This window comes from Mesorhizobium sp. M0011 (assembly GCF_040324155.1).
Lineage (GTDB): Bacteria > Pseudomonadota > Alphaproteobacteria > Rhizobiales > Rhizobiaceae > Mesorhizobium.
On sequence record NZ_JAMYVQ010000002.1, the window covers coordinates 46572 to 67836 of the forward strand.

Genomic DNA, 21265 nt, shown 5'->3' on the forward strand with positions numbered 1-21265 from the left:
GTGCCAGCGGCATAGTCGGCGTCATGGGAAGAAGCAGGCCGATGGTGGACCAACCGCCACGTGTTCCTGCCGACGAAGGTGGAGTGCTTCCATGCCAGTGGCTGTCGAACAGCAGGACACGCCGGCGAACCGTCGTCCGCAGCGCTCCGGTCTTCGCGAAACAGGACATGCCATGCGATCATCTCCCCTGGTGGAGGATACCAGACCACAGCACAAGGCCATCGAGGGCGGCGGCTACGGGCCGCTGCGCGGGGATGACCGCGAGCGTATCCACGAGGGCGTGCTGACGCTTCTGGAGACGGTGGGTTTCGCCAACGCCATTCCTTCCTGCATAAAGGTGCTGACCAAGGTGGGGGCGGTCCACGGCGACGATGGCCGTGTCCGCTTTCCGCGCGCGCTCGTGCTCGACACCATCAAGCGGGCGGCACGACATTTCACGCTTCATGGCCAGGACCCCAGGCACGACATGGTGGTCCAGGGCAAGCGCGTGCACTACGGCACGGCAGGCATCGCCGTGCACCTGGTGGATCTGGAGAAGCGCGAGTACCGCGAATCCAAGCTGCAGGATATTTATGATGCGGCCCGCATCGTCGATGGGCTGGACAATATCCATTTCTTCCAGCGGCCGATGGTGGCGCGCGACATCGCCGATCCGCTCGAGATGGATTTCAACACGCTTTATGCCTGTGTGATGGGAACATCGAAGCACGTCGGAACATCCTTCACCGTGCGTGAGAACGTGAAGCCTGCGCTTGAAATGCTGTACGCCATCGCCGGCGGCGAGGAGAATTTCCGTGCCCGGCCGTTCGTTTCCAACTCCAACTCATTCGTCGTGCCGCCAATGAAGTTCGCCGAGGATGCCTGCGGCGTGCTTGAGGCCTGCGTCGAAGGCGGCATCCCGATCCTGCTGCTGTCGACCGGCCAGTCCGGCACCACGGCACCCGCGGCGATGGCCGGCGCCGTCGTGCAGGCAGTGGCCGAAGTGCTGGCCGGCCTGGTCTATGTCAACGCGCTCAAGCCCGGCCATCCGGCGATCTTCGGCGCCTGGCCGTTCATGTCGGACCTGCGCACCGGCGCCATGGCGGGCGGGTCGGCCGAGCAGTCGGTGGCAACGGCGGCCTGTGCCCAGATGGCGCAATTCTACGACCTGCCCGGCGGCTCCGCCGCCGGCATGACGGATTCGAAATTGCCCGATATTCAGTCCGGCTACGAAAAGGGTATCACCAATGTGATGGCCGGCCTCTCCGGCCTCAACCTCGTCTACGAGGCGGCCGGCATGCATGCCTCGCTGCTCGGCTTCTGCCTGGAGAGCCTGGTCATCGACAACGACATGCTCGGTCATTGCCTGGGCTGCGCGCGTGGCATCGACGTGACTGACGAGGCCCTGTCGATCGACAGCATCGCCGAGGTCTGCCTCAAGGGCCCGGGCCACTATCTCGACAACGAACAGACGCTCAAGCTGATGCAGACCGAGCACTTCTATCCCGCCCTCGGCGATCGTTCCTCGCCGAAGGAATGGAACGAAAAAGGCCGGCCTGATATATTGCTGCGTGCGATCACCGAGAAGAAACGCATTCTTGCCGAACGGTTTCCGCGCCACGTGCCAAAACAAGTCGACGACAGATTGCGTGCCCGCTTCGGCAACCTGATCCACCTGCCGCGCACGCAAATGGGCGGCTGACCGGAGACGAGTTCGTGCAGCCATACAGCCACCACCCGGAGCCAATTCAGGACGGAAAACCGCTTCACACCTTTCCTGAAATTGCTCTGGGGACAACCATCGGGCAGAACGACAAATGAGTGTGCATCCTATCCAGCAAGCCCACACAGACGGCGACGCGATCGATCGGCTGGTGGCATCTCATCGGCCAGGTCACGGCCTGGTGCGTGCCTTCTATCATGACCAGGCAATCTTCGAGCGCGACATGGAACGTGTCTTTCGCCGCCACTGGCACTGCCTGGCCCATGCCAGCGTCATCGCGAACCCGGGCGATTTCGAGCTGTTCAAACTGGGCGACGAGGCGGTCATCCTGACACGCGGCATGGATGGCACCGTGCATGCCATGCTCAATGTCTGCCGCCACCGCGGCGCCGAGGTCTGCACCAAGGAAAAGGGCAACGCGAAGATGTTCGTGTGCCCCTACCACGCCTGGAGCTATTCCAATGACGGCTCATTGCGCGCTGCCCGCCTGATGCCGAAGGATTTCGACCGCTCGGCGCACGGGCTGAAGAAGCTTCATGTCCGCGTCGCCTCCGGGCTGGTCTTCATTTCCTTCGCCGAGACGCCGCTCGATTTCGATCCGATCGAACAGTCGCTGCGCACGAGTTGCGGCCAATATGGCTGGGGCGACGCCAAGGTGGCGTATCGTCAGTCCTATCCGCTCGACGCCAACTGGAAGCTCGCCGTCGAGAACTATGTCGAATGCTACCATTGCGGACCGGCGCATCCGGAATATTCGCAGACGCATGCGCTGGAAAAACCGGCCGAGATGATCGAGCAGCTCAATGCGGCGATGGAGCAGCGCACCTGCGCGCTCGGCATCGAGATCGGCAGCGCCAACCGCTGGCAGAACTCGGCGGCCGGTCAGGAAGCAATCGACACCTTCCGCTACGCGCTCTATGACGGCGTTTCGAGCGGCAGCCAGGACGGCTCTCCGGTGGCCCCGCTGATGGGCCGCTTCACCGACTATGACGGTGGCGTCACTTCCATCCATCTCGGCGGCACGACCTTTCTCGTCTGCTATCCCGATCACGGCATGATCTACCGATTCATCCCGAAAACGGCTGGTACATGCGAGATGGAACTGATCTGGCTGGTGCGCGGCGACGCGGTCGAGGGTCAGGATTACGATCTGGAGAAGCTGACCTGGCTATGGAAGGTCACCACCGACGAAGACAAGAAGATCATCGAGCACACCGCGCGCGGCGTGCGCTCGCACTATTTCGTGCCCGGACCTATCGCGCCGATGGAATACAACGAACTGCGCTACATCGGCTGGTATCTCGAGGAGATCAGCCGGGCCTGAACGGTTCGGCTGCCTTAGGAGGATCAGGCAGATCTTGCCTTTCGCGTCATTCCGCGCTGAGCCCGTATCGGTCGACGACTTCGGGGTTGATGAGCTTGGCATGCAGTGTCATCAGCACGATCTGCGCGTCGAGGCTGTCGCCGGTTTCAAGCGCCGCCTCGATGCGGCGCTCGGCTTCCAGCGTCCGCTGATGGCCATTGGCTTGCTCGAAGGTTTCGGGACCCGCGATGCAATAGCTGCATAATTGTGCCACCGACGCATAGGTACCCCGTGGCGGCTCGTCGGGCCAGCGATCCTTCATGAGATTGACCAGGGTAAGCTTCACGCCCTCCGGCACAAGGGCTGGATGCAGATCCGCGCCGCGCAATGCATCGTCGAGCTGCCTCAAGTCGCCCGAGCGGCCGAACATTCCGAGGAAGCCGAGGGAAGAGCGCCGTCCGGCCATGATGTTTCCTTCCGTTCCAGCCCACTTAGGTGGTGGGCAAGCGAATTACAAAGGCGGTGCTATCTAACCAGCCGCCGCCAGCAAGACCCCTGCAAGGGCGGATAGCGCGAGTGTCGGCAGCATGCCGATCTTCAGCTTCAGGATCGCGATCATGGCGGCACCCGAAAGCAAGGCCGCACGCCAGTCGATCGACGAAAGCACCGGCACATTCATGCCAAGACCCGTCGCATGCACCTCACGGAAGATGACGTGCAAGCCAAACCATAGGGCCAGATTCATAATCACCCCGACAATTGCGGCGGTGATCGCGCCCAGTGCGGCCGACAGTGCCTTGTTGCCGCGCAACGCCTCGATGTAGGGCGCCCCGAGGAATATCCAGAAAAAGCAGGGCGTGAACGTCACCCACAGGGTGAGCAACGCCCCCAGCGATCCGGCAAGCAACGGGTCCAGCGAGCCGGAATGGCGGAACGCGGCGATGAAGCCGACGAACTGCAGCACTAGGATGAGCGGCCCCGGCGTCGTTTCGGCAAGCCCAAGGCCATCAACCATTTCACCAGGGGCCAGCCAGCCGAAGGACTGGACGGCTGCCTGCGCGACATAGGCGAGGACCGCATAGGCGCCACCGAAGGTGACGACAGCCATCAGGCTGAAGAACCGGCCTATCTCGGTCCAGACGCTTGCGGAGCCGGTGAACCACCAGATCAAAAGAACAGGCCCGAGCCAGATCGGCAGCCAGATGGCGACGGTGCGCGGTGCATGCCATCTGGTCGGTTTGACATGGGCCAGTTCGCCACGCTCGAACATCAGGTCGACCGCTCCCTTGAAGTCGGCAACACCGTCCTTGCCATGGGCCGAGCCGGAAAACAGGCCGGGAGCAATGCGATCCCCCAGCCATCCCGTCAGGCCGGCGAACAGGACGATGAGCGGAAACGGCACATTCAACGCATAGATGGCAATGAACGCCGCGACCGCGATCGACACCATGACCGGGTTTTTCAGGGCGCGTCGCCCGATCCGGATCACCGCCTCGATGACGATGGCGAGCACCGCCGCCTTGACCCCGAAAAACAGCGCCGCGACGAGCGGCATGTCGCCGTAGAGCATGTAAAGGCTGCTCAAGACGAGCATGACGAGCGCGCCCGGGAAGACGAACAGGATGCCGGCGACAAGGCCGCCGATCGTCCTGTGCAGCAGCCAGCCGACATAGATGGCGAGTTGCTGGGCTTCCGGGCCAGGCAGCAACATGCAGTAGTTCAACGCATGCAGGAAGCGCTGTTCACCGATCCAGCGCCGGTCCTCGACCAGCTCCTTGTGCATCAGCGCGATCTGCCCGGCAGGTCCGCCGAAGCTGAGCAATCCGATCCTCGCCCAGACCTTCGTGGCTTCCGCGAAGGTCGGCGCAGCCGGCGGCTCGACGGCCACCGCCTTGTTGTCGGGGACAAGAATGGTCATGACGGCTTACCCGCAGCGGGCCAGTTGTGCGTTTCTTCGGTGGCGTCGCGACACCAGCGGAAGAACGCGTCGTAGAGCAGCATGCCTGCTTCCAGTTGTTCCAGATCGTCGCGGTACATACGCGACAGACCCAGCGAGGCAGCCAGAAAACCGGCCGCCTGGGGCACCAGGTCGAGGCTTGCGGTGTCGGCCGCACGCACGATTGCGGCGAGGCGATCGAGCGCCTCGGATTCCAACCCGAACTCCTCGATCATCGTGTCGAAGGTGCAGCGTTCGCCACGATGGCTCCAGAACACATTGTCGATGTCGAACGGCACGGCCTGAAAGCGGTCGGCAACAGCCAACACTTCAGCGGGCTCGACAAACAGGAACACCGCGTCGGGGTCGAGGAAACGCCGGATCAGCCATGGGCAAGCGATGCGGTCGACCTTCGGGCGCGATCGCGTCACCCAGACGGTGGCGCCCTTTTCATTGCGTGGCGGCATTTTGGCGGTGCGGACCAGAAGTCCCCCGGCATCGCGCCAGGCCTCAAACCCGCTTTCAAGGGATTCGGCTGATATCCCCTCATGGCGCAGCCATGCAACGACGCCTTGCGAGAGCTTTTGCCCCTTCTGGCATACGACGGCCACCGGCTTGCCGGCGAATGCGGCCGCCCAGGTCGAAACGGTTTTGAAATCGCGCCGGCACGAAGCCGGCAACAGGCGCGGGTCGGCGTCGAAATCGTCATCGATGCGAACATCGATAATGACAGGCGCGCCCGGCAGACCGATGAGCCGGGACAGTTGCGATACAGTGATAGCGGTTGTTGACGGCATGGCGTCCACCTCCTGGAAGAGAAGCTTGGACGCGAACGTTGGGCTGACGCCTCACGGGGTCGTCGCGATGCACCCCTTGTCATGATGGTGGATTTGTTGGGCGCGCTTGTCAAGGACGGTGACCGTCCTCGACCTACCCGGCAACACGCTGACCGGAAAACCGATGGCGGCTTGATTTGATCAAGCCGCCATCCGTCGATCCAGAATCAATGATTGTCCCCGGAGCAATCAGTGATTGTCCCCGGAGCAATCAGTGATTGTCTCTGGGAACGCCGCTGGTGTGCGCGACGTCCTGATACTTCACCGCCGGCTTCAGCACCATTCCCTCCGAGAACTGCGCGACCATGCCGCGCTGGATCTCCTGCCAGGGTGTCTGGTGCTTGGGATAGTGGAAGCCACCATTGTTCTGCAGTTCGGCGCGGCGCCGGGTGATCTCGTCGTCGGTAACGAGGATGTCGGCCGTGCCCTTGCGCAAGTCGATGCGGACCCTGTCGCCCGTCTTGAGCAGCGCCAGTCCGCCGCCGATCGCCGCTTCCGGCGAGGCGTTGAGGATCGACGGCGAACCCGACGTACCCGACTGGCGGCCGTCCCCGATGCAAGCGAGCGCGTGGATGCCCTTCTTGATGAGATAGGCCGGCGGCTGCATGTTGACGACTTCGGCACCGCCTGGATAGCCGACCGGGCCGGCGCCGCGCATGAACAGGATGGTGTGTTCGTCGATGCCTTGCGCCGGGTCGTCGATGCGGGCGTGGTAATCCTCCGGCCCATCGAAAACCATGGCGTTGCCTTCGAAAGCCTCGGGATCCTTGGGGTTGGAGAGATAGCGTTCGCGGAATTCCGGCGAGATGCCGCTGGTCTTCATGATCGCCGAATCGAACAGATTGCCCCGAAGATTGATGAAGCCGGCATTGGCCTTCAGCGGCTTGGCGACAGAGCGGATGACGTCGGGATTTTCGTTGGCGACGCCCTCGCTATTCTCACCGATCGACTTGCCGTTGACGGTGCGCGCGCCGGGATGCGGCAACAGCCCGCCCTTCATGAGTTCGGCGATGACCGCCGGCACGCCGCCGGCATGGTGGTAGTCCTCGCCAAGGTATTCGCCCGTCGGCTGCAAATTGACCAGTAGCGGCACATTGAGGCCGACCGTCTGCCAGTCGTCATTGTCGAGCTTGACTCCAAGGTGGCGCGCGATGGCGTTGAGGTGGATCGGCGCGTTGGTCGAGCCGCCAATGGCCGAATTGACGACGATAGCGTTCTCGAAAGCTTCTCTCGTCATGATGTCGGACGGCTTCAGATCCTCATGCACCATCTCGACGATGCGCTTTCCGGTCTCATAGGAAATCTGGCCGCGCTCGCGGTAGGGCGCGGGAATCGCGGCCGAGCCCGGCAACTGCATGCCAAGCGCTTCGGCCAGCGAGTTCATCGTGGTGGCGGTGCCCATGGTGTTGCAATAACCGGTGGACGGCGCCGACGAGGCGACGATGTCCATGAACTCGTCATAATCGATCTCGCCGGCCGACAGGCGCTGGCGTGATTCCCAGACGATGGTGCCGGAGCCGGTGCGCTTGCCCTTGTGCCAGCCATTGAGCATCGGCCCGACCGACAGCGCGATCGCCGGGATGTTGACGGTGGCCGCTGCCATCAGCAGCGCCGGCGTCGTCTTGTCGCAACCGATGGTGAGCACGACGCCATCGAGCGGATAGCCGTAGAGCACTTCGACAAGGCTGAGATAGGCAAGGTTGCGGTCAAGTGCCGCGGTCGGGCGCTTGCCGGTCTCCTGGATCGGATGGCAGGGGAATTCGAAAGGAATGCCGCCCATCGAGACGATGCCTTCGCGCACACGCTTGGCGAGTTCGATATGGTGACGGTTGCAAGGCGACAGATCCGAGCCGGTCTGTGCGATGCCGATCAGCGGCTTGCCGGACATCAGTTCGGCGCGCGTCAGGCCGTAATTGAGATAGCGCTCGAGATAGAGCGCCGTCATGCCCGGATTGTCGGGATTGTCGAACCACTCCTGCGAGCGAAATTTTTTCTTGTGGGTGGGGGCGCCTGCCATCATGGTCTCCGTATTTGTAAGACAAATCGATATGGCAACGCGCGGGAGCAGGCAAGAGGGCGTGCGGTCGCAACCGGACTTTGGTGCGATAGACACGCACCAAGCCGTGCGTTACGGGTTCGGACAGTCTTGTCCGGGAGGTTTTCATGGCTTTGGTGATCGAAGGCGAGGAGCGCATTGCCGCACCGCTGCAAAAAGTGTGGGAAGCGCTGAACGATCCCGAGGTGTTGAAGGCGACCATTCCCGGCTGCCAGAGCCTGGAGATGAAGTCGCCGACCGAGATGGCGGCAACTGTGGTGGTGAAGATCGGACCGATCAAGGCGACGTTCAACGGCGAAGTGACGCTGAAGAACCTGAAGCCGCCGCACTCCTACACCATCCAGGGCGAAGGCAAGGGCGGCATTGCCGGCTTCGCCAAGGGTGGCGCCGACGTGACGCTGACGGCAGATGGACCTGACGCCACGGTATTGAACTACGCGGCCAAGGCCGATGTCGGCGGCAAGATCGCCCAGCTCGGCAGCCGCCTGATCGAATCGACCTCGAAGAAACTGGCCGGACAGTTTTTTTCGTCGTTCGGCGAAAAGGTCGGCGGCTGAGCCCTCAAGCGGGCATCACTCGAACACAATACTCGGCACCGCCGCTGCCGCCGCGCCACGCTCTTCATTGACCCGGTCCCAGACCTTCGAAGCGATGTCGCGATAGATTTTCGCCTCGGCGCCGTCAGGCTTCGAGACGACAACCGGCGTGCCGGCATCCGAACTTTCGCGGATGCCCATCTCGAGCGGCACTTCGCCAAGGAAGGTGACGCCGAGGCGCTCGGCCTCGCGGCGCGCGCCGCCATGGCCAAAGATGTCGTAGCGCTTGCCGGTGTCCGGGGCGATGAAATAGCTCATGTTCTCGACGATGCCGAGCAACGGGACGTCGACCTTCTTGAACATGTTGAGGCCTTTTCGCGCGTCGATCAGGGCCAGATCCTGTGGCGTCGAGACGATGACAGCACCAGCCAGCGGCACCTGCTGGGCCATGGTCAGTTGCGCGTCGCCGGTACCGGGCGGCATGTCGACGACGAGCACGTCGAGACGGCCCCATTCGACCTCGCGCAGCATCTGCGTCAGCGCCGACATCACCATCGGGCCGCGCCAGATCATCGGCGTTTCCTCGTCGACGAGGAAGCCCATCGACATCACCTTCAGGCCGTAATTCTCCATCGGTTTCAGGATCTTGCCGTCGACGGTCTGCGGCCGTCCGTGGATGTTGAGCAGCCTGGGCATGGACGGTCCGTAGATGTCGGCATCCAGCACGCCGACGCGCAAGCCGTTGGCGGCGAGGCCGAGCGCGATGTTGACGGCGGTGGTCGACTTGCCGACGCCGCCCTTGCCGGAGGCAACGGCAATGATCGCCTCGATACCGGGCACGCCACGCTTGCCCGAGCTGTGCGAGGCCGGTGCGTGCGGAGTCGCACGCGCCGCGGCGGCAGCGGGCTGAGCCGGCGGCGCGGGCCTGGGTGCGGGGCGCGAGGGAACCGGCGCCTCCATGCCGCCGCCCTTCTTTTCGGCCGTCAGCGCGACGACGGCGCCGGCGACACCGGGGATCGCCTTGACGACACGCTCGGCGGCAGCGCGCAGCGGCTCCATCTCCTGGGCGCGGGCGGCGGGAACGGTAATCGAGAAGAAGACCTTCCCGTCGGCGATGAAAATTTCCGAAACCATGCCGAGGTCGACGATGTTGCCGGTGAAATCCGGCCCGTTGACCGTCTTCAGACGCTCGGTGACGATTTCCTTGGTGACGGACATGGCAGTTTTTCCTTACGCAGCTTGCGCCTGAGATGCAGCTTGCACCTGAGATAATGCAGTTTCCGGACAGAACCAAGCCGTGGAGCAATGGCTGTCTTGGCGTGCCTGAAAAAGCGGCGGGTCCTGTCGGATTTCATCCACGCCAAACGTCTTCCAGATAATCGAGCGCCGATGCGGCCAACAATCAGGTCAAGCGACAGTCGTCAAACAATCGCGGCGACCTATTTCGGTGACCAGCACGGGCCGACAACCAGGAAAGGAGACCATCATGCTCGCAAACAGCAACGCAACGGCAAATCTGGCGGTAAGCGACCTGGCAAAGGCCAAGGCTTTCTACGAGGGAACGCTTGGCCTGCAACAGGTGCACGATGAGGGCGGCGAACTGATCGTCTACAAAAGTGGCGATACCACCCTCAACGTCTATCATTCCCAATTTGCCGGAACCAATAAGGCGACAGCGGTGACCTGGATGGTTGGCGACGGGATCGGCGATATCGTCAAGGCGCTGAAGTCGAAGGGCGTCGCGTTCGAGCACTATCAGATGCCGGGCCTGACACTGGAGGGCGATATCCACGTCGGTTACGGAATGAAGGTCGCCTGGTTCAAGGATCCAGACGGCAACATCCTGAACCTTGTGGACAGGTAGATTTCCTCACCTCACCTGGCCAAGCCAACCGCGAGGTAGGTGAGCGCCGAAATCAAAGCGGTGGCCGGCAGGGTGACGATCCAGGCGATGACGATATTGCCGGCAATGCCCCAGCGCACGGCCGAGACGCGGCGGGCGGCGCCGACGCCGATGATGGCGCCGGTGATCGTGTGCGTGGTCGATACGGGAACGCCGAGCCAGGTCGCGGCAAACAGCGTGATCGCCCCACCGGTCTCGGCGCAAAAACCCTGCATCGGGTTCAGCCGGGTGATCTTCGAGCCCATGGTGTGGACGATGCGCCAGCCGCCGAACAACGTACCGAGCGCCAGCGCCGTCTGACAGGTGAGCACGACCCACAGCGGCACATAGAAAGTCGCGCCGAGCATGCCTTGCGAATAGAGCAGCACGGCAATGATGCCCATGGTCTTCTGGGCGTCATTGCCGCCGTGCCCGAGGGAATAGAGCGAGGCGGAAAAGAACTGCATGACGCGGAAGGTGCTGTCGACCGCAAACGGTGTCTGGCGCACGAAGAGCCAGGAAACGGCAAGGATCAGGACAAGAGCCAGGATAAAGCCGGTCGCTGGCGACAAGACGATTGCCGCAACCGTCTTGCCAAGCCCTGTCCAGACGATGGCGCCCACGCCTGCCTTTGCCACACCGGCGCCGACCAGACCGCCAATCAGCGCGTGCGAGCTGCTCGACGGGATGCCGGCGATCCAGGTGACGATGTTCCAGACGATGGCGCCGACGAGCGCTGCAAAGATCACCGCCGGGGTGACGATGCTGACGTCGATGATACCCTTGCCCACGGTCTCGGCAACGTGGAGGCCGAAGAACATGAAGGCGATGAAATTGAAGAATGCCGCCCACAGCACCGCATATTGCGGCCGCAGCACGCGGGTGGAAACGATGGTGGCGATGGAATTGGCGGCATCGTGCAGGCCGTTGAGAAAGTCGAAGAACAGTGCGACGGCGACGAGGCCGGCCAGCACGGGAAAGGCAATGGTGGCTTCCATCACCTAGACATTCTCAATGACGATGCCGCTGATCTCGTTGGCGACGTCCTCGAAGCGGTCGACCACCTTTTCCAGCTGGCCATAAATCTCTGAGCCGATCATATAGGCCATCGGATCGCTGCTGCCGTGCTTCCTGAAGAGATCCTTCAGCCCTTGCTCATGCAGGTCGTCGGCCCGGCTTTCGACGCGCATTACCTCTTCGGCGATGGCGTTGAGGCGCACAGTATGCGTCGCGACCTTGCTGAGCAGCGGGATCGCCTCGGCCACCAGCTTGGCGGCGGCGACGATGACGCCACCCATTTCCTGCATCAGCGGATCGAACTCCTTGCGCTCGAACAGCTTCACCGTCTTGACCGTCTTGTGCATCATGTCGATGGCATCATCCATCGACTGGATCAGGTCCTTGATGTCGCCGCGATCGAAAGGCGTGATGAAGGAGCGCCGCACCGCCAGCAGGACTTCCGCGGTGATGTGGTCGGCCTCATCTTCGAGATCGATGATTTTCTGGCACCATAGGTCGATATCCCTGCCCTGGAGAAGCTGCTCCAGCGCCTCGGCGCCGCCGACCACGGTGCGGGAATGTCGTTCGAACAGGTCGAAGAAGCGATCTTCGCGCGGCAAAAGCTTGCGGAACCAGCCCAGCATGGTCGATCTCCCAGTTTCATCCACATAGCGCCGCATCGCGCCGCGGGAAACAGCTAGCCGGCTTAAAGGTGTGGATGCCGGGCAATTGTGCGTGGTGCTTGCGGTAGAGCACAATTTCCCCGACCTTGCAGCGAACGACCGGAAAGATCGCATGATCGACAAGCTGGAATTCTTCATCGCGCTCGCCAGGGAGGAGCATTTCGGCCGGGCGGCGGAGGTATGCGGCGTCACCCAACCGACGCTCTCGGCCGGCATCAAGCAGTTGGAAGGCCAGCTTGGCGTCATGCTGGTTCTGCGCGGCTCACGCTTCCAGGGGCTGACGCCGGAGGGAAAACAGGTGCTGGTGTGGGCACGCCGCATCGTCGGCGACACCAGAACCATGCGCGAGGAAATGCGCGCGGCGCGCCACGGACTTTCCGGCCGTATCCGCATCGCCGCCATCCCGACGGCGCTCGCCATGCTGCCGCGGCTGACGACGCCGTTTCGCGAAAAGCATCCCGGCGTCACCTTTTCGGTGCTGTCGCGGACCTCGATCGAGGTGCTGTCGCTGCTCGGCAATTTCGACATCGATGCCGGGATCACCTATCTCGACAACGAGCCGCTGGGGCGGGTGACCAGCGTGCCGCTCTATGACGAGCGCTACCAACTGATCACCGCGATGGGAAATCCCTATTCCGACCGCGACAAAGTGACATGGGCGGAGCTCTCGAGCCTGCCGCTGTGTCTGTTGACGCCGGACATGCAGAACCGCCGCATCATCGATCAGCATCTGGCCGAAGCCGGCGTGCAGGTGCGACCGACGCTGGAATCCAATTCGATGATCGTGCTGTTTTCGCACATCCGCACCGGCAAATGGTCGTCGATCATGCCGCTCAACCTTGCGGAAACATTCGGCTTTTCCGAGCCGATCCGGGCCATTCCGATCATCGAGCCAGATGCCAGCCACACGGTCGGCCTGGTGGCGACACCGCGCGAACCGCACACACCTTTGGTCTCGGCGCTGCTGGACGAGGCAATGGCGCTGGCGGACGATTTCCACGCCAACCGTTCCGCTAGACAGGGTTAGTCAAACGGAACGATAGAAAATTTCTATCGTACAACGAAACCGCTTTATTGATTTCAGAGGTTTTCTCTGGTTTCTTAAGCACTTAGCGATAAAGCGGCACGCGCATGTCGTTGTTCCAAAACAGCTTGATGCTCTTGGCCGATATGTATGGTCGCTACGATAGGGAGGGCGCTGCATGACAATGCAGCCTGCAAGTACCGAGATTACGTCGCGCACGGCCGCGATCATCCAGGAGATGAAGGGCCTCGAAGGCCCATTGCTGCCGATCCTTCACGGCATCCAGGAAGAGTTCGGCCATGTGCCCAAGGATGCGCTGCCGGTCATCGCCGAGGCGCTGAACATTTCCAGGGCCGAGGTGCACGGCGTCGTCAGCTTTTATCATGATTACCGCAGCCACCCGGCAGGCAGGCATGTGCTGAAGCTCTGCCAGGCGGAATCCTGCCAGTCGATGGGTTCGGACGCCATCGCCGCCAAGCTGAAGCAATTGCTGGGCATCGGTTTCCATGAGACGACCCGCGACGGTTCGGTGACGCTGGAGCCGGTCTATTGTCTCGGCCTGTGCGCCTGTTCGCCCGCCGCAATGCTGGATGGCGAGGTGATCGGGCGGCTCGATGACGAGAAGCTCGACGAGATCGTTGCAGAGGTGCGCTCATGATCCCGCGTATCTACATTCCCGGCGATTCCGGTGCGCTGGCGCTTGGCGCCGAAAAGGTCGCCAAGGCGATCGCCGGCGAACTCGCCGAGCGCGGCATCGAAGCCAAGATCGTGCGCAACGGGTCGCGCGGCGCCTATTTCCTCGAGCCTATGGTCGAAGTCGCGACAGCCAATGGCCGCATCGCCTACGGGCCGGTCAAGCCGTCCGACGTCAAAAGCCTGTTCGACAGCGGCTTCCTCACCGGCGGCCACCACAAGCGCTGGCTGGGCACGCCGGACAAGATCCCCTTCCTGGCCAAGCAGACGCGGCTGACCTTCGCGCGCTGCGGCGTCACGGATCCGCTTTCGCTCGAATCCTACAAGAAGCATGGCGGGTTGAACGGACTGACGAACGCGCTGGCGCTGACGCCTGCCGCCATCGTCGCCCAGGTTACCGAGTCGGGCCTGCGCGGGCGCGGCGGCGCCGGCTTCCCGACCGGCATCAAATGGAAGACGGTGCTCGATACCGTTGGCGACCGTAAATACATCGTCTGCAACGCCGACGAGGGCGATTCGGGTACCTTCGCCGATCGCATGATCATGGAGGGCGATCCCTTCGTGCTGATCGAAGGCATGACGATCGCCGGTATAGCCACGGGCGCGACGAAGGGCTTCGTCTATGTCCGCTCGGAATATCCGCATGCGGTGGCGGTGATGAACAAGGCCGTCGAGATCGCCCGCAAGGCTGGCGTTCTTGGCGCCAGCGTGCTGGGCTCACCCTACGCTTTCGACATGGAGATCCGGGTCGGCGCCGGCGCCTATGTCTGCGGCGAGGAGACGGCGCTGCTCGATTCGCTCGAGGGCAAACGCGGCATGGTTCGGGCAAAGCCGCCACTGCCGGCGCATAAGGGGCTGTTCGGCAAGCCGACGGTGATCAACAACGTCATCTCGCTGGCCTCGGTGCCTGTCATCATGGACAAGGGTGCGGCCTACTACAAGGATTTCGGCATGGGCCGCTCGCGCGGCACGATCCCGATCCAGATCGCCGGCAACGTCAAATATGCCGGTCTGTTCGAAGCCGCTTTCGGCATGACGCTGGGCGAGATCGTCGACGAGATCGGCGGCGGCACTGCCACGGGGCGCCCGGTCAAGGCCGTGCAGGTCGGCGGGCCGCTCGGCGCCTATTTCCCGCGCGCGCTGTTCGACACGCCATTCGATTATGAAGCCTTCGCGGCCAAGGACGGGCTGATCGGCCATGCCGGCGTCGTGGTGTTCGACGACACCGCCGACATGCTGAAACAGGCGCGCTTCGCCATGGAGTTCTGCGCCATCGAAAGCTGTGGCAAATGCACGCCCTGCCGCATCGGCTCGACGCGCGGGGTTGAGACCATCGACAGAATAGTTGCGGGCATTGAGCCGGAGAAGAACCTCGCTCTGGTCACCGATCTCTGCAACACGATGAAGTTTGGTTCGCTCTGCGCGCTGGGCGGCTTCACGCCCTATCCCGTGATGAGCTCGATCACCCATTTCCCCGACGACTTCAAGCCAGCGCCCGTGCGCGTGGCTGCCGAATAGGAGCTGGCAGATGAACATCAAGGCCGACTTCCCCTCCCTCGTCGAAGAGATCGACTACGGAACCCCCCAATCGAAGGCGCAGAAGCAGGTCACGCTGAACGTCGACGGGCGCAGCATCACCGTGCCGGAAGGCACCTCGATCATGCGTGCGGCCATGGAGGGCGGGGTCGAGATCCCGAAGCTTTGCGCCACCGACATGCTGGACTCCTTCGGGTCGTGCCGTGTCTGCCTTGTCGAGATCGAAGGACGTGGCGGCACGCCGGCTTCCTGCACGACGCCCGTCGGCGAAGGCATGATCGTGCGCACGCAGACCGAGCGACTCGACGCCATTCGCCGCGGCGTCATGGAACTCTACGTCTCCGACCATCCGACCGGCTGGAACGAACAGGCCGGAACCGGCGCCAGCGAGTTCGATGCAGTGGCGAAGTCGATCGGCCTGATCGAGAACCGCTACGGCATCGAAGGTCGCAACCACGTCAAGCCGGAAGGTGGCGTGGCGCCCGGCCATGGCTCGCTGGCGGTCGACTACATCGCCCGCGACGAGTCCAACCCCTATTTCACCTATGATGCCTCGCAATGCATCGTCTGCTCGCGCTGCGTGCGGGCCTGCGAAGAGGTGCAGGGCACCTTCGCGCTGACCATCGAGGGACGAGGCTTCGAATCCCGGGTTTCGGCGGGGATGCACGAGGCGTTCATCGATTCGGAATGCGTGTCCTGCGGCGCCTGCGTCCAGGCCTGTCCAACCGATGCGCTGCGTGAGAAGACGGTGCTTGCCAAGGGCCTGCCGGAGCGCTCCGCCGTCACCACCTGTGCCTATTGCGGCGTCGGCTGCTCATTCAAGGCCGAGGTGAAGGGTGACGAAGTCGTTCGCATGATGCCCTATAAGGAGGGCAAGGCGAACCACGGCCATTCCTGCGTCAAGGGCCGTTTCGCCTATGGCTATGCCACCCACAAGGACCGCATCCTGTCGCCGATGATCCGGGAAAAGGTCACCGACCCGTGGCGCGAGGTGAGCTGGGAAGAGGCGATCGCCCATACGGCCAAGGAATTCCGCCGCATCCAGTACCAGTATGGACGCACCTCGATCGGCGGCATAACCTCGTCGCGCTGCACCAATGAGGAAACTTACCTAGTCCAGAAGATGGTGCGGCAAGGTTTCCGCAACAACAATGTCGACACCTGCGCACGCGTCTGCCATTCGCCGACGGGCTACGGGCTCGGCCAGACCTTTGGCACCTCGGCCGGCACGCAGGATTTCGATTCCGTCGACTTCACCGACGTCGCCGTCATCATCGGCGCTAATCCGGCTTCCGCCCACCCGGTGTTCGCCTCGCGGCTGAAGAAGCGGCTGCGCCAGGGCGCCAAGCTGATCGTGCTCGATCCGCGCCGCACCGAGATGGTCAAGTCGGCCCATATCGAAGCGGATTACCACCTGCCGCTGAAGCCCGGCACCAATGTGGCCGTGCTGACGGCGCTGGCGCATGTGATCGTCACCGAGGGCCTGTTCGACGAAGCCTTCATCCGCGAACGCTGCGACTGGACGGAGTTCCAGGATTGGGCATCGTTCGTCGCCTTGCCGGAAAACAGCCCCGAAACCGTCGGCAAATTGTCCGGCGTCGATCCCGAACTGATCCGGGGGGCCGCCCGCCTCTACGCCACCGGCGGCAACGGTGCGATCTATTACGGCCTCGGCGTGACGGAACACAGCCAGGGTTCGACCACTGTGATGGCAATCGCCAATCTCGCCATGGCCACCGGCAATATCGGCCGGCCCGGCGTCGGCGTGAACCCGCTGCGCGGCCAGAACAACGTGCAGGGCTCCTGCGACATGGGCTCCTTCCCGCACGAACTGCCCGGCTACCGCCACATCTCCGGCGAAGCCGTGCGCGATATCTATGAGACCTTGTGGGGCGTGAAGCTGGACGACGAACCCGGCCTGCGCATCCCCAACATGCTGGATGCCGCCGTCGACGGCAGCTTCAAGGGCATCTACATCCAGGGCGAAGACATTCTGCAGTCCGATCCCGACACCAAGCATGTCGCCGCCGGCCTTGCCGCGATGGAATGCGTCGTCGTGCACGACCTGTTCCTCAACGAGACCGCAAATTACGCACATGTCTTCCTGCCGGGCTCGACTTTCCTGGAGAAGGACGGCACCTTCACCAACGCCGAGCGCCGCATCAACATGGTGCGCAAGGTTCTTGAGCCGAAGGCGCGCTACGCCGATTGGGAGGCGACGCAGGAGCTTGCCCGCGCGATCGGGCTGGACTGGAACTATCAGCATCCCTCGGAGATCATGGACGAGATCGCGATGACGACGCCGAGCTTCGCCGGCGTCTCCTTCGAGTTGCTCGACCGCGTAGGATCCGTGCAATGGCCCTGCAACGAGAAGGCGCCGCTCGGCACCCCGATCATGCACATCGATGCGTTCGTGCGCGGCAAGGGCAAGTTCATCCGGACCGAATATGTGGCGACGGACGAAAGGACGGGGCCGCGCTTCCCGCTGCTGCTCACCACCGGCCGCATCCTGTCGCAGTATAATGTCGGCGCGCAGACCAGGCGCACCGACAACAGCATGTGGCACTCGGAGGACCGGCTTGAGATCCATCCGCACGATGCCGAGAACCGGGGCTTGCGCGACGGCGACTGGGTCCGGCTGACCAGCCGCTCGGGCGAGACGACGCTGCGCGCGCTGATCACCGACCGGGTGTCGCCAGGCGTCGTCTACACGACGTTCCATCATCCGGACACGCAGGCCAACGTCATCACCACCGACTTCTCCGACTGGGCGACGAACTGTCCGGAATACAAGGTGACGGCGGTTCAGGTCGGCGCCTCCAACGGGCCGTCGGAATGGCAGCGCGACTATGACGAGCAGGCCAAGCAGAGCCGGCGCATCGCGAAGCTGGAAGCGGCGGAATAGCTTTTGGGAACCTCGCTTTCGATAAAATGAAGGCGACGTTGCAATGACGAAGGAACAAAGGTGACTCGAAAGGAGGCCTACGAAATGCTCCTTCGCCTTTGTGAGAAGCAAGGCGCCGATCTGGATCGCTTCCTAAGTGATATTCAGGGACATGCTGCCAAAGAAGATTTCGAAAAGCTTCGGAGCATCGTCGGCAAGATAATGGGCAACGGACACTACGAGGCGTTTGAAGCCATTGCCCATGATGTTCCCGAATTGGCGCCTGTTTGGATGAAGCGTACCTGATGCGTACCCGCCAGCCTCTCAGCCAAATTTCCCGCTTGGCGCATCGCGCCAGCGGCACGGCTGCTGCCGACCGCATGGTGCCGGAAGAGACGCCGGTGGCCTTCTCCTTTGCCGGCACCACCCATGCGGTGATGATGGCAAGCCCGGCCGATTTCGAGGATTTCGCGCTCGGTTTCTCGCTGACCGAAGGCATAATCGCCGCACCTGACGAGATCGAGGCGATCGAGGTCGAGGATCATGGCGCCGGCATCGATATCCAGATCCGGCTGAAGGATCGAGCCAATACACGTTTCGAGGCGCGACGTAGACGACTGGCTGGCCCGGTCGGCTGCGGGCTCTGCGGCATCGAGTCGATTGAGGAGGCGATGCGTTCGGTCGACGCGGTTGGTGCTTCAAAGCTTACGCTTGATGCCGACGACATTGTCCGTTCGGTCAAGCTTCTGTCGAAAGTGCAGCCGCTGCACACCGAGACCGGAGCCGTGCACGCCGCCGGCTTCTATGTACCTGGCAAGGGCATCGTCATGGCGCGCGAAGATGTCGGCCGTCACAATGCGCTCGACAAGCTGGCCGGCGCGCTGGCCAAAGCCCGCATCGACGGCGCATCCGGTGCTGTCGTGGTGACATCCAGGGTTTCGGTTGAAATGGTGCAGAAGACGGCTTCTATCGGCTCGGCCTTCATCATCGCCGTCTCGGCGCCGACCGCACTTGCCATCCGCACGGCGCAAGAGGCCGGCATGACGCTGGTGGCGCTGGTTCGCGGCGACGATTTTGATATTTTCACCCACCCCGACCGGGTGGTTTGCGGAGTTGCCAAGCATGTCGCATGACGAAGAACACATTATGAGCACCGCCGAGAAGCTGGTGCGCATGGCAAACCAGATCGCCGATTTCTTCCATTCCAAGCCGCGCGAGGAAGGCATTGCCGGCGTCGCCGAGCACATCAACAAGTTCTGGGAGCCGAGGATGCGGCGGCAGTTCTTCGAAATGCTGGACGACGGCACCGGGAACTTCAACGAGTTGGTGGTGGCCGCCTCCGCCAGGATCAGGCGGCCGATCACGCCGGCTGCGGCCGACCTCAAACTCGGACTCGAGCCCTCCCCTGCCGATGTCGCCGCCTCGCAGGAATAGTCGCCAAGCCGCGCCGGCTTATATTCTCCATCGCTAAAGTTTATCTGCCGCAATCTGCGCTGTTCTGCTATGGTTTGACGACCAGAAATCGTCAGGCCGGGGTGGAAATCTCGTGAGGCCGATCGAGACGCGATACGCCCGTAGCGGCGATGTGCGGATCGCCTATCAGGTGGTCGGGCAGGGATCGTTCGATCTCGTCTTCGTGCCGGGTTTCATTTCCAACCTCGACCTGCACTGGGAAGACGAGGGCTATACCAGGCTCTTGAAGCGGCTTTCGGCATTCTCGCGGCTGATCCTGTTCGACAAGCGCGGCACCGGTCTTTCCGACCGCGTCGACGCGCATAACCTGCCCAGTCTCGAAACGCGGATGGACGATGTGCGCGCGGTTATGGACGCCGCCGGCAGCGGCCGTGCAGCCCTGCTCGGCTCCTCCGAAGGCGCGCCGATGGCGATGCTGTTCGCCGCCACCTATCCGGAGCGGACGCGAGCTCTGGCGCTCTATGGCGGCTATGCGCATTTCCACAAATGGGTGATGTCGCGCGAACGCCTCGACGCTTTCATCGAGATGGCGGAGACAGCCTGGGGCACCGGCGCCACGCTGCCCCATTTCGCGCCGAGCCGGGTCGACGACGCGCATTTCGCTCAGTGGTGGGCACGTTTCGAACGATTATCGGCGAGCCCGACTTCGGCGGCGGCGCTGGCGCGCATGAACGCCGGCGTCGACATCCGCCATATCCTGAGCGTGATCAGCGCGCCGACGCTTGTGATACATCGCCGCAACGATGCGCGGGTCGACCCCGATGCCAGCCGCTTCCTTGCACAGAAGATCCCCGGTGCCCGGCTCGTTGAGATTCCCGGACGCGACCATCCGATCTGGACCGGCGATGTCGAAGGGGTGGCCGACCTGATAGAGGAATTTCTGACCGGCGAGCGCGCCGTGGGCGAAGTGGACCGCGTGCTGGCGGCACTTCTGGTGACACGCATCTACGACACGGCTCGGCTCGGCGACCGCATGTGGAGCGAACGCAGCCAGCGCTTCCAGGAAACCTGGCGGCTGCTGGTCGGGCGCCATGGTGGGCGCTCTGTGGGCCTGCATGGCGAGTTGATGATTTCGCGCTTCGACGGCCCGGCACGCGCCATACGCTGCGCGGCGGCGCTGCGCGAGGCGGCGCAGGAAATCGGCGTGGCAAGCGCGCAAGGGGCGCATGTCGGCGAGATCGAAGTACGCGGTCCGCCCGTCGGGATGACGGCGCGGGTGGCGATGCAACTGGCCGCCCATGCCGGGCGCGGCGACATTATCGCGTCGCGTCTCATCGCCGACCTGGCGGCTGGGTCGGGCCTGCATTTCACCGACGCCGGGCGCATCAGCGTCGACGAGTTGGAGGAGCCGCTGGCGCTGGTCCACGCGACGTCCGAACAACATCTGGAACCCGTCTGCCGGCCGAAACCCAAGCCTGCCGAGCCGGCTGCATTGACAGCGCGCGAAAGCGAGGTGGTGAGCCTCGTCGCCGACGGCAAGAGTAATGCCGCGATCGCCGCCGAATTGAGGCTGAGCGAACATACGGTCAAGCGCCATGTCGCCAACATACTGCTCAAGCTGGACCTGCCGTCGCGGGCGGCGGCGGCGGCGTTCTCGGTCAGGCACCCTGGCCCGCACGGGCCATGAGAGCCATGGCGCTTTCGGGCGAAGCGGCCAAGGGCGGGTAAGCGGTATCAGTGTTCTCCATGCAGGCCAGGCGGATGTCGCCGGAAAAGGTGCTG

Annotated in this window: 19 protein-coding genes; 12 read left to right on the forward strand and 7 right to left on the reverse strand. The window is 63.1% G+C overall.

Going from position 1 to position 21265, the window contains the following annotated elements; all coding sequences use genetic code 11:
• Positions 1–91: 91 nt before the first annotated feature.
• Positions 92–1681 carry a trimethylamine methyltransferase family protein gene (locus NKK51_RS02620; protein WP_128287521.1) on the forward strand — a complete coding sequence of 530 codons (1590 nt, stop codon included), beginning with the start codon at positions 92–94 and terminating at the stop codon, positions 1679–1681.
• Between the two features lie 115 nt (positions 1682–1796).
• Positions 1797–3026: an aromatic ring-hydroxylating oxygenase subunit alpha gene (locus NKK51_RS02625; protein ID WP_023811492.1), complete on the forward strand. Its 1230-nt coding sequence runs from the start codon at positions 1797–1799 to the stop codon at positions 3024–3026.
• A gap of 46 nt (positions 3027–3072) precedes the next feature.
• Here NKK51_RS02625 and NKK51_RS02630 read toward each other — a convergent pair whose 3' ends face one another.
• From NKK51_RS02630 to NKK51_RS02645, 4 genes are all read right to left on the reverse strand, one after another.
• Entirely contained in the window at positions 3073–3471 is a 399-nt protein-coding gene (locus tag NKK51_RS02630; protein WP_023811493.1) for a hypothetical protein, read from the reverse strand.
• Positions 3472–3534: 63 nt separating this feature from the next.
• The gene (gene chrA, locus NKK51_RS02635; RefSeq protein WP_023811494.1) at positions 3535–4923 is read right to left on the reverse strand and encodes a chromate efflux transporter; all 1389 of its coding nucleotides are present in this window, start codon (positions 4921–4923) and stop codon (positions 3535–3537) included.
• A complete protein-coding gene (locus NKK51_RS02640; protein WP_023811495.1) occupies positions 4920–5738 on the reverse strand; it encodes a chromate resistance protein ChrB domain-containing protein in 819 nt (272 codons plus the stop codon). The genes chrA and NKK51_RS02640 overlap by 4 nt, the downstream gene beginning before the upstream one ends.
• 250 nt (positions 5739–5988) lie before the next feature.
• Positions 5989–7794, reverse strand: a complete 1806-nt coding sequence (locus NKK51_RS02645) for an IlvD/Edd family dehydratase (RefSeq protein ID WP_023811496.1) — start codon at positions 7792–7794, stop codon at positions 5989–5991.
• A 146-nt stretch (positions 7795–7940) separates the two neighbouring features.
• Between NKK51_RS02645 and NKK51_RS02650 the strand changes: the two genes are divergently transcribed.
• Positions 7941–8390 (forward strand): SRPBCC family protein, encoded by a 450-nt coding sequence (locus tag NKK51_RS02650; RefSeq protein WP_023811497.1) that lies wholly within the window; start codon positions 7941–7943, stop codon positions 8388–8390.
• Between the two features lie 15 nt (positions 8391–8405).
• Here the strand turns inward: NKK51_RS02650 and NKK51_RS02655 are convergent, their stop codons facing one another.
• Positions 8406–9587: an Mrp/NBP35 family ATP-binding protein gene (locus tag NKK51_RS02655; RefSeq protein ID WP_128304844.1), complete on the reverse strand. Its 1182-nt coding sequence runs from the start codon at positions 9585–9587 to the stop codon at positions 8406–8408.
• A 268-nt stretch (positions 9588–9855) separates the two neighbouring features.
• On the opposite strand from NKK51_RS02655, the gene NKK51_RS02660 reads away from it, so the two are divergent.
• On the forward strand, positions 9856–10233 hold the full coding sequence (locus tag NKK51_RS02660; RefSeq protein WP_023811693.1) for a VOC family protein: 378 nt from the start codon (positions 9856–9858) through the stop codon (positions 10231–10233).
• 11 nt (positions 10234–10244) lie between these two features.
• On the opposite strand, the gene NKK51_RS02665 is transcribed toward NKK51_RS02660, so the two are convergent.
• Together NKK51_RS02665 and NKK51_RS02670 are read right to left on the reverse strand one after the other, a co-directional pair.
• Positions 10245–11249 carry an inorganic phosphate transporter gene (locus NKK51_RS02665; RefSeq protein ID WP_023811692.1) on the reverse strand — a complete coding sequence of 335 codons (1005 nt, stop codon included), beginning with the start codon at positions 11247–11249 and terminating at the stop codon, positions 10245–10247.
• 3 nt (positions 11250–11252) lie between these two features.
• Positions 11253–11894 (reverse strand): DUF47 domain-containing protein, encoded by a 642-nt coding sequence (locus NKK51_RS02670; RefSeq protein ID WP_023811691.1) that lies wholly within the window; start codon positions 11892–11894, stop codon positions 11253–11255.
• 151 nt (positions 11895–12045) lie between these two features.
• Between NKK51_RS02670 and NKK51_RS02675 the strand changes: the two genes are divergently transcribed.
• The 8 genes from NKK51_RS02675 (at position 12046) to NKK51_RS02710 (ending at position 21170) form a co-directional block, all read left to right on the forward strand.
• Positions 12046–12960, forward strand: coding sequence for a LysR family transcriptional regulator (locus tag NKK51_RS02675; protein ID WP_013528010.1), 915 nt, complete (start codon positions 12046–12048; stop codon positions 12958–12960).
• A 175-nt stretch (positions 12961–13135) separates the two neighbouring features.
• Entirely contained in the window at positions 13136–13615 is a 480-nt protein-coding gene (locus NKK51_RS02680) for a formate dehydrogenase subunit gamma (RefSeq protein ID WP_023811689.1), read from the forward strand.
• Positions 13612–15168: a formate dehydrogenase beta subunit gene (locus NKK51_RS02685; RefSeq protein ID WP_352551045.1), complete on the forward strand. Its 1557-nt coding sequence runs from the start codon at positions 13612–13614 to the stop codon at positions 15166–15168. The genes NKK51_RS02680 and NKK51_RS02685 overlap by 4 nt, the downstream gene beginning before the upstream one ends.
• Positions 15169–15178: 10 nt before the next feature.
• Positions 15179–18091, forward strand: a complete 2913-nt coding sequence (gene fdhF / locus NKK51_RS02690; RefSeq protein ID WP_352551047.1) for a formate dehydrogenase subunit alpha — start codon at positions 15179–15181, stop codon at positions 18089–18091.
• An 84-nt stretch (positions 18092–18175) separates the two neighbouring features.
• Entirely contained in the window at positions 18176–18376 is a 201-nt protein-coding gene (locus NKK51_RS02695) for a thioredoxin domain-containing protein (protein WP_155930580.1), read from the forward strand.
• The gene (gene fdhD / locus NKK51_RS02700; RefSeq protein WP_031213420.1) at positions 18376–19203 is read left to right on the forward strand and encodes a formate dehydrogenase accessory sulfurtransferase FdhD; all 828 of its coding nucleotides are present in this window, start codon (positions 18376–18378) and stop codon (positions 19201–19203) included. The genes NKK51_RS02695 and fdhD overlap by 1 nt, the downstream gene beginning before the upstream one ends.
• Positions 19193–19504, forward strand: a complete 312-nt coding sequence (locus NKK51_RS02705) for a formate dehydrogenase subunit delta (RefSeq protein ID WP_023811684.1) — start codon at positions 19193–19195, stop codon at positions 19502–19504. Before fdhD ends, NKK51_RS02705 begins: the two co-directional genes overlap by 11 nt.
• Before the next feature lie 112 nt (positions 19505–19616).
• Positions 19617–21170: an alpha/beta fold hydrolase gene (locus NKK51_RS02710; RefSeq protein ID WP_352551048.1), complete on the forward strand. Its 1554-nt coding sequence runs from the start codon at positions 19617–19619 to the stop codon at positions 21168–21170.
• The last annotated feature ends 95 nt before the right edge of the window (positions 21171–21265 follow it).